The sequence below is a fragment of the Acidiphilium sp. genome (assembly GCF_049977125.1).
Lineage (GTDB): Bacteria > Pseudomonadota > Alphaproteobacteria > Acetobacterales > Acetobacteraceae > Acidiphilium.
This window is the reverse complement of the sequence record NZ_JBMFGY010000095.1, coordinates 1-11,799: the sequence shown is the minus strand read 5'-3', so window position 1 is coordinate 11,799 and position 11,799 is coordinate 1. Positions and strand designations below refer to the sequence as shown.

At 66.3% G+C, this 11,799-nt stretch carries 11 protein-coding genes; 6 read left to right on the top strand and 5 right to left on the bottom strand.

Annotation, left to right across the window (positions count from 1 at the left end; translation table 11 throughout):
- Positions 1–137: 137 nt before the first annotated feature.
- Positions 138–1,754 (bottom strand): glycoside hydrolase, encoded by a 1,617-nt coding sequence (locus ACP5E6_RS13065; RefSeq protein WP_427954696.1) that lies wholly within the window; start codon positions 1,752–1,754, stop codon positions 138–140.
- Positions 1,755–1,835: 81 nt separating this feature from the next.
- Between ACP5E6_RS13065 and ACP5E6_RS13060 the strand changes: the two genes are divergently transcribed.
- The 4 genes from ACP5E6_RS13060 (at position 1,836) to greB (ending at position 4,778) form a co-directional block, all read left to right on the top strand.
- Positions 1,836–2,282, top strand: a complete 447-nt coding sequence (locus ACP5E6_RS13060; RefSeq protein ID WP_427954695.1) for a CoA-binding protein — start codon at positions 1,836–1,838, stop codon at positions 2,280–2,282.
- A 36-nt stretch (positions 2,283–2,318) separates the two neighbouring features.
- The gene (locus tag ACP5E6_RS13055) at positions 2,319–3,341 is read left to right on the top strand and encodes an SPFH domain-containing protein (RefSeq protein WP_427954694.1); all 1,023 of its coding nucleotides are present in this window, start codon (positions 2,319–2,321) and stop codon (positions 3,339–3,341) included.
- Positions 3,342–3,596: 255 nt separating this feature from the next.
- Entirely contained in the window at positions 3,597–4,193 is a 597-nt protein-coding gene (locus tag ACP5E6_RS13050; RefSeq protein WP_427954693.1) for a hypothetical protein, read from the top strand.
- A gap of 78 nt (positions 4,194–4,271) precedes the next feature.
- Positions 4,272–4,778, top strand: a complete 507-nt coding sequence (greB, locus tag ACP5E6_RS13045) for a transcription elongation factor GreB (RefSeq protein ID WP_427954692.1) — start codon at positions 4,272–4,274, stop codon at positions 4,776–4,778.
- Here greB and ACP5E6_RS13040 read toward each other — a convergent pair whose 3' ends face one another.
- From ACP5E6_RS13040 to ACP5E6_RS13025, 4 genes are all read right to left on the bottom strand, one after another.
- Positions 4,779–6,368: a tetratricopeptide repeat protein gene (locus ACP5E6_RS13040; protein ID WP_427954691.1), complete on the bottom strand. Its 1,590-nt coding sequence runs from the start codon at positions 6,366–6,368 to the stop codon at positions 4,779–4,781.
- Between the two features lie 53 nt (positions 6,369–6,421).
- Positions 6,422–6,865, bottom strand: coding sequence for a DNA polymerase III subunit chi (locus tag ACP5E6_RS13035; protein WP_427954689.1), 444 nt, complete (start codon positions 6,863–6,865; stop codon positions 6,422–6,424).
- A gap of 4 nt (positions 6,866–6,869) precedes the next feature.
- Positions 6,870–7,928 (bottom strand): Mrp/NBP35 family ATP-binding protein, encoded by a 1,059-nt coding sequence (locus ACP5E6_RS13030; protein WP_427954688.1) that lies wholly within the window; start codon positions 7,926–7,928, stop codon positions 6,870–6,872.
- A 112-nt stretch (positions 7,929–8,040) separates the two neighbouring features.
- Positions 8,041–8,217 carry a DUF3309 family protein gene (locus ACP5E6_RS13025; protein ID WP_427954687.1) on the bottom strand — a complete coding sequence of 59 codons (177 nt, stop codon included), beginning with the start codon at positions 8,215–8,217 and terminating at the stop codon, positions 8,041–8,043.
- Positions 8,218–8,427: 210 nt separating this feature from the next.
- Between ACP5E6_RS13025 and ACP5E6_RS13020 the strand changes: the two genes are divergently transcribed.
- Both ACP5E6_RS13020 and ACP5E6_RS13015 read left to right on the top strand, forming a co-directional pair.
- Positions 8,428–8,577 carry a hypothetical protein gene (locus ACP5E6_RS13020; protein WP_427954685.1) on the top strand — a complete coding sequence of 50 codons (150 nt, stop codon included), beginning with the start codon at positions 8,428–8,430 and terminating at the stop codon, positions 8,575–8,577.
- A 76-nt stretch (positions 8,578–8,653) separates the two neighbouring features.
- Positions 8,654–11,799, top strand: a 3,146-nt coding sequence (locus ACP5E6_RS13015) for a PAS domain S-box protein (protein WP_427954684.1), incomplete at its 3' end; no start/stop codon positions are given.

Sequence of the window (11,799 nt, the reverse complement as noted above, 5' to 3'; positions counted from 1 at the left end):
TTTTTTCGAGCGATTTCATGCGATTATGTTGCTGCTGCCGCGGCAACTCAATCGCATATCGCTCTAGCTTTATGTTTTTTCGATCGATTTCATGCGATTATGTTGCCGCTGTCGCGTCAACTTAATCGCATAACGCGCTAGCGCGGTTGCCCGGCCTGCAGGGCGGGTGCCGCCTTGTGTTGCTGCGCCGCCGGCGCCCACCAGCCGATCAGCGCCGGCGCCGCCAGACTGATCGCGCAGCCGTTCCAGACCAGGAACTCGGTATTGAGCAGACCCGAAATCACCACGCTGGCGACGGCTCCGGCGGCGATCAGGACACTGGGCAGCCAATCCCGCCAACTCTGCACCGACGGCCAGTCGCGCGTGGCGAGACGCCAGGCCGCAACCACCACGGGCACCGCGAATACCGCGAAGGGGGCGTCGCGGTACCGCGGATCGAAGACCAGAAACGCCTGGATGATGGCGGCGGTGAACAGAAACAGGAACCAGACATGATCGAACCCGCGCCGCGGCGCCGACCATAGCCTCACCCGGCCGCGCAGGAGGGCGATGGTATCGGCGCCGCTCGCCGCCGGTGCGGCCGGCCCGGTCACCGCGCGGCGAATCGCGAGCCAGGCCAGCGCGGCCTGCGCCGGCAGATTGACGATGGCGCACACCACAAGCGCGTCGTCATACAGCTCATGCCACGTGATCGCCCCGGCATAGGCCAGCGCGTTGCCCAGCCCGAACGCCAGCGCCACCGCGCCTGTTCGCCGCGCCTGTCCCAGCACCGCCAGCAAGACTGACACAATGATCGCCAGCCCGGCATAAAGCGGCCAATGCGGCATCTCGACCACCGGGCCTTCGAGCGGGAATTTCGGCTGCCGCGCCGCGTTCCAGATGCCCCAATTCGCGCCGGCGATGCCTTCGTCGTGATATTTCCAATCCTGATCGAACGCCTCGATCAAATTGTAATCGACGTGATCGCGATCGGCCAGGCTGACGAATTTGCGCAGGAACACGGCCTCATTGACGCGGGACGGGGCGGCATCGCCGCGCCAGCGGCCGCGGCTCGGCCAGCCGGTCTCACCCACCGAAATCCGCTTGCCCGGAAACAGAAGCTCGGTCTTGGCGATCGTTCGGCCGATCCGCGCGATCGCGGCGTTCACATCGACCGGATGGTTCTGCCAGTAGGGCAGCAGATGGATCATCACGATATCCACATGCCGCGCGACCTCGGGAAACTGAAACCAGAAACTGGCCACGTCGGCATAGGCCACCGGTTGCTTCACCCGCGCCTTGACATAATCGATGTCCTTGATCAGGGCGGCCGGCGACAGATCCCGCCGCAGCAGCACTTCATTGCCGACCACGACGCGGGTGTCGGTCTGCGGATGGGCGTTGGCCTGCGCGATGCCCGCCGCCATCTCGCGCGCGTTGTCGGCGGGGTTGGCGCCGAGCCAGATGCCGACCCAGACCTTCAGCCCGGCCTGTTTGGCCAGCGCGCCGATGTCGTACGGACCTTCGAGCGAGGAATAGGTGCGAATCCCGTCGGCATGGCGCGCGATCAGCCGCAGGTCCTGCGCCACTTCGGCGGCGGTTGGAAAGGTTTTGGTCAGCGGCGATTGCCAGGCCCGGAACGGCGCGTAGGACACCGAATGGAACCGTGCATCGGGCATCGTGACCGCGCCGCCCTGCGGCCGGTTCGGCCAGAACCAGAGGGCGAGGGTGATCAGGCCGAAGATGAAGATCAGATAGGGTCTTGCCGTGCGCATCGCCGGCGGGTTTACAGGAGACGACGCTGGCCAGCCAGAGGAGCCTTTGATGCGGCAATCCCCGCGACGCCTGAGCTTCACATGACGATCGACGGACTTAACGACGCCGCGATTCGCGCGATTCTGACCGGAACCCGCCGGATCGCCCTGGTCGGCGCCTCGGCCAATCCGGCGAGGCCCTCGAACGGCGTGCTGCGCTTTCTGCTCACGCATGGCTATGCCGTCACGCCGGTCAATCCCGGTCTTGCCGGGCAGCTTCTGCACGGCGCGCCCGTGGTCGCCAGCCTCGATGATGCCGCACCGCTCGACCTGGTCGATCTGTTCCGCGCGTCCGACAAGGTGATGCCCGCCGTGCGCGACGCCCTCCGCCTCGGGGCGCGAACCATATGGATGCAACTTGGCGTGATCAACCACGATGCCGCCGCGATCGCCCGTGCCGCCGGTCTCGCGGTTGTGATGGATCGCTGCCCGGTGATCGAGTGGGCGCGGCTCGGTCTTGCCGTATCGGCACCGGACCAAACCGCGTAAGAACCGCGTTGGATCATTCCGATTCTGGAGCGCCCGATGGCCGAGAGCCCGATTTCCCGCCTGCTCAACAATTTCAACCAGGGTAACGGACGTCCGCCACCCGGCAGCGGTCTCCAGCGGCCGTCGAACCCGCTGCCGGTCGGCTGGCTCGGCCTCGTGGTGATCGTGGCGCTCGCGCTGTTCGTGCTCAGTAATTGCTTCTATGTCGTGCAACCGAACGAGATGGCGGGCGTCACCCGGCTCGGCGTCGTCGTCACCCCGACACCGGTCCGCCCGGGGGTGCATTTCAAGCTGCCGTTCATCGAAACCGTCGATCCGATCCAGACCTCGATCTCACGGCTCAGCCTGCCGGATGTGCAGGTCTATACCGCCGACAACCAGTTGGTGACGCTCGGGATTTCACTGACCTACCAGGTGCCGCCGAGTGCCGTGATGCATCTGCTCTACGATGTCGGCAAGGCCGGCAATCTCGACATCAACCGCACGATCGAGCCGATCATCGCCGATCGGGCGCTCCGCGTGTTCGCCAGTCACAAAACGATCAACATCAGTGAACGACGCGCGATCATCGACGAGCAGATGCACGTAGCGATCAGCAAGGCGCTCAAGCGCCTGTTCGGGATCAATGTGATCGACATCCAGATCCGCAGCATCGCCTATACCCACGCGTTCGACCGCGCGGTCGAGGAGGCGGTCGAAGCCAAGGCCTCGGCGGTGAAGGAGCAGAACCTGGTGCAGGAAAAGCAGTTCATGGCCGAACAGGTGGTCGCGACCGCCGATGGCGCCGCCAAGGCCCGCATCGCCCAGGCCAAGGGCGAGGCCGAGGCCACCGTGCTGCGCGCGACCGCCAAGGCCCAATCCATCGTCATCGTCGCCAAGGCGCGCGCGCTCTCGATCGCCCAGGTCGGCAAGGCCGCCGGCGACAATCCCGCCATCATCCCCTATGCGGTCGCCACCCATTGGAACGGCAAACTCCCGACCACAACCGTCGGCGGTGGCAGCGGCTCCAACCTGTTCCGCGTGCTGCTGCCGGCGGCCGGGCTTCCCGCGGCAAAGTAACCGGCGGTCCCAACGCACCAGGGATCGGCAAGGGTCGCGCCGGCGCAGAATCGAGGAGATCGATTCTGCGCCGGTGGCTGGACGCGGCACATCACTTGCTCAATCGGCGCTGACCGTGCATAATAACCCTGTTTAGTTTCCTGCCGGCGACAGTCGAACCAGAGTCCGCCGGAGCGAAATCAAATGACCGCCAATGCGTTTTTGATCGCGCTTTCTGGTCTTTAGATTTTTTTCAAATCATCACGAGGTATTTCTTTGTTCAATGAGCCCAACGAGGCTGAAGTTTCCGATGAGGTGACCGAGGCCCGAATCCGCCGCTCGCTTGGCCTGACTCCCACCGCCGCCCCCGCCTCCAGTCAACACCAGACCTATCCGCACGCCGGCTCGTCATCCCATGGCGGGCATGGACCGGGCGGGTCCTCGCAGCCCCGGCGCCGGTTCGTGCGCGATGGCGAGGTTCCGGTGGTGATCCTGCATCCGAAATCCGAGGGCGACAATCGCCACGCCGCGGCCCTGGCCGATATGACCCGCCAGCGCGACTCCGAACGCGCGGCAAGGTTGCGCGCCGAGCAATCGCTGCACGAGGCGCAGCTGCTGATCCAGAGTTTGCAGACGAGGCTGGCGCATGCCGACATCGAACGCACCGAGAGGACGCCGCCCGCCGTACCGGAAACCGCGCCCGCCCCCGACTTACCCAACCCGGTCTTACCATCACCGGTTCCCGCAACCGTCATGACCACCGCCGATCCCGAGCCGGCGCGCCTCACCAAACCGGTGGCCCGCCCGCGCCGGACGAGGCCGGCGGCACCACCCGCCGAAGCGGAGCCGACGCCGGTGAAATGGTGGCGGTGACCATGACGCCGTCGTAGCCCGCCGACGCCAGACATGACCAAAGGTCGTCCGCGTGCGACTCCGTCTGAGCATGACCCGATGACAGCGACCGCGCCGCCGACCCGACCGGGCAAGGTCCACATGACCCCCGCCGGCTACCGGCGCCTCGAGGCCGAGCGCGCTGCTCTGCGCGCAGATCGGCACAAGATCGTCGCCATCGTCTCCTGGGCGGCGAGCAATGGTGATCGCAGCGAGAATGCCGATTACAAGGAAGGCAAGCGCCGGCTGCGCGAGATCGACCGCCGGCTGGGCTTCATCGCTCAACGGCTGGAAGATGCCGAGATCGTCGATCCGGCGCGGCAAACCCAGCGCGACCGGGTATTTTTCGGCGCCACCGTAAGCTACGTCACCCAATCGGATCAGGACGTCACGGTCACGATCGTCGGCGTCGATGAGGCGAGCATGGCGGAGGCGACGGTCAGTATCGCCTCACCGGTGGCGCGCGCCCTGCTGCGCGCCCGCTGCGGCGACGAGGTCGTGGTGCAGACGCCGCGGGGGCCGGAAACCATCGAGATCCGATCCATCCATTACCCCGATCCGAGCTGATCAGGCGACCGCCAAATGCCTCTGATCGGTGCCCATCCCTTGGTTGAGCGCGCCGACAATGTGGCGGATCACCCCATCCCAATCCTGTGGTCGGGCCTGACGGAAAATCCGCATCGTCGGGTACCATGGCGTGTCGCTGCGGCGCTCGAACCAGCGCCAGCAGCCATCATAGCGTGAGAGCAGCCACACCGGCTTGCCGAGCGCCCCGGCCAGATGCGCCACCGCCGTATCCACGGCGATCACCAGATCGAGCGATGCGATCAGTGCGGCAGTGTCGGCGAAATCCGCGACCAGCGGCATCGGGTCGATGAGATCGAGCTGTCGCGGCAGCGTCGCTGCGTCCCGCTGGAGGCAGACGAACTGTACCCGATCGACCGCGGCGAGCGGCGCGAGAGCGGTGATCGGCAGGGAGCGCCGGCGATCGATCAGATGGGAGTCGATGTCGCCATGATGGGTGCCGCCCGCCCAGACCAGCCCGACCCGGCGGCGCTCATCATCGGCGAACCAGCCACGCCAGCGCGCGACGGCGGCCGGGGCCACACTCAGATAGGGAATCGGCGCCGGGATCGTCGCCACCGTGGTGCCGAAACGCAGCGGCAGGCTCATCAGGGCGCAATGTGTCTCGAACCGGGGCGCCGGATCGTTGTTGCCAACCACCTCGGCCACGCTCGGCACGGATCGCATCAGCCTGACCAGCGGTTCCGGAACCTGCAGGATCACCCGCGCGCCCAGCGCCGCGACCAGGGGGGCGTAGCGCACGAACTGCAGGGTGTCGCCGAAACCCTGTTCGGCGTGGAGCAGAATCGTCCGCCCGGCGATCGGCTCGCCGGTCCAGGCCGGGCCACGCTCGATCGCGAGGCGCGCCGCCCTGCTGCGGCGGTGCCGCCATTCATGCTCGACCCAGCCCCGCTCGTAATCGCCAGCGGCCAGCAGGCTGAGGGCGCGGTTGTAGCGGTAGTCCGCATTGTTGGGCGCGGTTGCGTAAGCACGCTCGTGCAATGCGAGGGCGGCGTCCAACCGTCCCGCGCTGTGCAGCGCATTGGCGAGGCTGCTGAGCACGCCGGCATGGCTGGGTGCGGCGGCGAGTGCGTGCCCATATCCGACGACGGCGGCTTCGAAATCACCTTGATCGTAATGAAGCCCGGCCAGGCAGGCCAGGGCATCGACGTCGCCGGGCATCAGCCGCACGGCGGTTTCCGCCATGATCGTGGCATGATCGAGCACGCCGAGGCGGCGGAGCGCTCCGGCCAGATTGACATAGACCGCTCCGAAATCCGGCGCGTGGCGCAGGCAGGTGATGTAGGTCTCCACCGCTTCGGGCAGCCGGTTCGCGGTGCTCAGCGCATTGCCGAGGGCGAACATCACATCGACGAGGTTCGGCGCGAGGGTGAGGCAGCGACGATAGGCATCGATCGCTTCATCGATCCGCTCCGCCTTGATCAGGGCGTTGCCGAGATTGATCTGGGCTGCCACATGATCGGGCGCCAGCGCGGCACAGGCCGCGAAAGCCGCCACCGCGGCATCGTAGGCGCCGGCGGCATCGTGGGCGTTGCCGGTTTCGAATAAGAGTTGCGCTTTGGTGGCCGACATCGGTTCCTTGACTCCATCGATCCGGAGTATCGCGCATGGAAATTAATGCCGGGTTAAAGCTTCTTGATCCAGCCGCGATCGGCCTGTTGCCAATAGGTCAGGTTGTGGCCCGCGGTTTTTGCCGCCACCCAGCGCCCGCGCGCCGCGGCCAGCGCCGCCGAATCGGTGCCGTCGAACAGATCGAACACGCGGGTGAAACGGCTGAGATCGGCCGTGGCGCCGTCGATCAGGAACAGATACGCCGCCTGGTTCGGCACGTCATCGCCGGTGGTCAGCCAGATCGGCTGCTGGGCCGCGAAGCCATCGTCGGCACTGCCATGCGGCAGCCAGTCCGGATGGGTCGAGAGCCATAGCGACGCATCGAGGGCGGTGATCAGCGCGGGATCCTGGCCGCGCACCACCGCCCGCTGCCCGGCAGCCAGCGTGCGGCCGAGCAGGGCCGGCAGCGCCGCCGCCACGTCGGTGCGGGTCAGGTGATAGAACCCGATTTCGGCCACGCCATCACTCGATCACGATGCGCGGTCCCGCGGTGCGTTCGCCGCCCATCTGGCGCATCACCGCATCGGCCACCGCCATGAATGCCAAGGCGGCCTCGCTGCCGGGCGCGCTCACGGCGATCGGGGTGCCGGCGTCCGAGGTTTCGCGAATCGCCGGCAGCAGCGGCACCTCGCCCAGAAATGGCACGCCGATCCGCGCCGCTTCGGCCCGTGCGCCGCCGTGGCCGAAAATCTCGGTGCGGGTGCCGCAGTTGGGGCAGCAGAAGAAGCTCATGTTCTCGACGATGCCGAGCACCGGCACCCGGACCTGCTGGAACATCGAGACCCCGCGCCGCGCATCGAGCAGGGCGATGTCCTGCGGCGTCGAGACCACGACGGCGCCGGTCAGTTTCAGCCGCTGCGACAACGTGAGCTGAATATCCCCGGTGCCGGGCGGCAGATCGATCACCATGACATCGAGCGCCGGCCAATCCACCTGGGTCATCAGCTGCATCAGCGCGTTCAGAACCATCGGGCCGCGCCAGACCATCGCGGTGTCCTCGGCCACGACATGGCCGATCGAAATCGCTTTCAGCCCCCAGGCATCGATCGGCACCAGCTTGTTGCCGATCATGTCGGGTTTGCCGGCGGTGCCGAGCATGCGGGGCAGGGATGGTCCATAGATGTCGGCATCGAGAAGACCGACGCTCAATCCCCTGGCGGCAAGCGACACCGCGAGATTGACCGCGACGGTCGATTTGCCGACGCCGCCCTTGCCGGAGGCGACCGCGATGATCGATTTGACCTGACCCAGCAGAGTCGCCGCCGGAGCCTCGGCCGGTGCCGCGCGGGGGGCGGTGAACATGACGGTCGCGTTGCGCACCCCGCTGAGAGCCGCGAGGTCGCGCTCGAGTCCCTGGCGCAGCGGGTCGAGCCGCGGCGCATCGGCCTTCGCCACGGTCAATGCGACCTGAACGATGCCGTCGCGCACCGCGACGCTGTCGATCATGGCCGCTGGCAAACCGCCGCCGTCCGCCGTGCGGAACTGGCCGATCCGGGCGCGAACCGCTGCTTCATCGATCATCATTGTCATCCTCATCCGTTCGCCTCAGTCTAGCCTGGAACAAGCCAGGCTGAAACCGGGTGCTGCGAACGGGAGCATTGCGACGCGGGCGACGATCAGACGCAACGGCGCCTCAGCGCATGCCGCCGTGGTAGCCCATGCCGCCGAACAGCCACAGAACGATCAGCACCACGAGCACGATTCCAAGCACGCCGCCGAGACCGCGACCGCCGTAACGGTTGTAGCCGTAATAGCCGCCGCCACCGCCGAACAGGATGACGATCAGAATGATCAGAAGAATAAGTCCCATGAAACCTCCCGTTTGGATGTCCGGACGGCGAAGAACCGAAGCCGGAGCGTGGAATGAAACGTCAAATCTTGTGTGCTGGAAATCTTGTCTGCTGGATCGTGTCCTGAAGCGCAGGACTGTGGCGCATGACGTTTTGCTGATCGCGATGTGGTGATAGATGGCAGTCAAACCAAGAGCGCAGGCGAAGATCGATCAAAGATAACTTGGTGATTGCTGGATGATGAAGATGCGGCCAATCTGTTCGATCCAACGTTGACATTGATTTACTGCGCTCCTTATCCGCTGCCTTGCATCGTCATCGGTGCTGCCCGGTTTACCGAAGCGCCGGGACGGGCTAAGCCATCGGTCATAGCCCTGTGACGCCGCGGTGGTCGCGGTCCCGTGAGCGCCGGATTTGCTGCCACTGACCGGATTTTCTGCCACTGAAAGGAACAGCGTGACCGACCGAGCCGGGCCAGCCAGCGATACCGCTTCGGAGACGCAGGGCGGTTTGGCGCCGGATGTTGTCTACCGGGCCGTGTTTCAGAGCGCGGTCGATTTTGCCATCGTCGCGACCGATCGCGCCGGTGTCATCATCGATTGGAACAGCGGCGCCGAACAGATTTTCGGCTGGTCCGCCGACGAGGCGACGGGGCGCCACGTCGGGCTGATCTTTACCGGCGACGATCGCGCGCAGGATCGGCCCGGCACCGAGATGCGCCGCGCCCTGGTCAGCGATCGGGCGAATGATGAGCGCTGGCATCTGCGCAAGGACGGCAGCCGGTTCTGGGCGAGCGGCGAGATGATGCCGCTGCGCGACCAGGGCGATAGCCATATCGGGTTTCTGAAGATTCTGCGCGACCGCACCGAGCAGCGCGCCGCCGATGCCACCCTGCGCGAGGCGCGCGGGATGAATGCGCTGATCCTGCGCTCGGCGCGCGATTGTATCGTGGTGCTCGATCTCGATGGTCATACGTTGTTCGTCAGCGACGGCGGCATCGAAAGCATGGAGATCACCGATGTCGATGCGGTGCTGGGCCGCTCGTGGCTGCGGGTCTGGCAGGGCGATGATCTGCGCGCGGCCGAGGCGGCGCTGGCCGAGGCGCGCAACGGCGGCATCGGACGGTTTCAGGGGTTCTGCGCCACCCATGCCGGCACGCCGAAATGGTGGGATGTGGTGATCTCGCCGCTGCCCGGCGCCGATGGGTTGCCCGAACGGCTGGTTTCGGTCGGGCGTGACATCACCCAGATCCGCGAGGTCCAGCAACGCCAGTCCGAATTGTTCACCTTCGGGGATCGGCTGCGCGCGTTGGCCGATATCGACGAGATCGCCTATTGCGCGGCCGAGACGCTGGCCCGCACCCTCGGCGTCAGCCGCGCCGGCTATGGCGTGGTCGATCCGCTGGCCGAGACCATCGATATTCAGTTCGACTTCCATCATCCCGACGTCGAGGCCATCACCGGGCGGCTGCGGTTCCGCGATTTCGGCGATTATGTCGAGGCGCTGAAACGCGGCGAGATCGTGGTGGTCGATGATGTCGAACACGACGATCGCACCCGCGCGAACGCGGAACGGTTGCGGGCGATCGGCGTGCGGGCGATGATCAACCTGCCGATCTTCGAGCGCGGCCAGTTCGTGGCGCTGTATTATGCCGCGCGCGCCGATGGGCATCATTGGACATCGGGCGATGTCGATTTCATGCGCAGCGTGGCCGACCGCACCCGTGCCGTGATCGAGCGGTTGCGGGCGCAACAGGCGCTCGAAGCCCTGAACGCAACGCTCGAACAGCAGGTCGAGCAGCGGACCCGCGAGCGGGACCGGGCCTGGAAGAACGCGCAGGATTTGCAGGTCGTGCTCGATGGCGGCGGGATGATCCGCGCGGTGAATGATGCCTGGACCACGATTCTGGGCTGGCCGACCGAGGCGCTGATCGGGCGGTCGGTCCTTGCGTTCGTGCATCCGGAGGATCGGGCGGCGAGCGAGGCCCGGCTCCAGATGGTCGCGTCGCAGCCTTTGCCGTTCCATGAGAACCGCTATCTGCATCGGGACGGGTCGTGGCGCTGGATCGCCTGGGTGGCGACCGCTGAGGCGGGATTGATCTATGCCAGCGGGCGGCACATCACGGTCGAGAAACGTCAGGCCGAGGCGCTCGAACATTCCGTGGCGCGGCTGCGCACGATTTTCGGCACCAGCTCGATGGCGCAGGGATTGCTGACGCCCACCGGCACGCTGCTTGAAACCAATGCGGCCTCGCTCCTCCTGATCGGCACCACACTCGATGCCGTGGTCGGGATGCCGTTCGCCGAGACGCCGTGGTTCGCCGCGACGCCGGGGATGCCCGCGCGCGTCGCGGAGATGATCGCCACCGCCGCGACCGGACAGGTCGTGACCGAGGAGGTTACGGTGATCCTGCCCGGCGGGCCACGGATTCTCGATCTGTCGATCCGGCCGGTGCTGAATGTCGCCGGCGAGGTGATTGCGCTGGTGCCCGAGGCGGCCGATCTGACCGAGCGCCGCCAGGTCGAGGAGCAGTTGCGCCAGGCGCAGAAAATGCAGGCGATCGGGCAGCTCACCGGCGGTATCGCCCATGATTTCAACAATCTGCTGACCGGGATTTCCGGTAATCTGGAATTGCTGCAATTGCGGCTCGGCCAGCGGCGCTACGAGGCGCTCGACACCTATCTGGCCGGGGCGCAGAGCGCGGCATCGCGCGCCGCGGCGCTGACCCAGCGGCTGCTCGCGTTTTCGCGCCGGCAAACCCTGACGCCGCAACCGATCGATCTCAATCGGCTGGTGACGGGGATGGAGGAGATGATCGATCGGACGGTCGGCCCCGCGATCGATCTGGAACTGGCGCTGGGGACGGATGTCGCGGCCACACTGTGCGATCCAAATCAATTGGAGAACGCGCTGCTCAACCTGTGTATCAACGCGCGCGACGCCATGCCCGACGGCGGCCGGCTGACGGTGGAAACCGCCAATCGGCATGTCGATGCCCGCTCTGGCCTGAGCCTCGAACTGCCCGCGGGGGATTACGTGTCGCTCTGCGTCACCGATAACGGGACCGGCATGAGCGCCGCCGTGATCGCACGGGCGTTCGACCCGTTTTTCACCACCAAGCCGATCGGACTCGGCACCGGGCTGGGACTTTCGATGGTCTATGGCTTCGCCCGGCAATCCGGCGGCCAAGTGCGGATTTATTCCGAACCGGGGCAAGGCAGCAGCGTGTGCCTCTACCTGCCACGCCATACCGGGGCGGCGGACGCGCCGGCGGCGGTGACACCGGTGATCCCGCTGCCGGTGGGAACCGGCGAGATGGTGTTGATCGTGGATGATGAGCCATCGGTGCGGATGCTGGTGGGCGAGGCCTTGGCCGAACTCGGCTACGGCACGATCGAAGCCGAGGACGGCGCCGCCGGTCTCGCCATTCTGCAATCGGCCGCACGGATCGATCTGCTGATCACCGATGTCGGCCTGCCCGGCGGCATGAACGGCCGGCAGATGGCCGACGCCGCACGGCAGTATCGCCCCGATCTCAACGTGCTGTTCATCACCGGCTACGCCGAGAACGCCCTGGTCAGCCACGGACATCTCGACGCCGG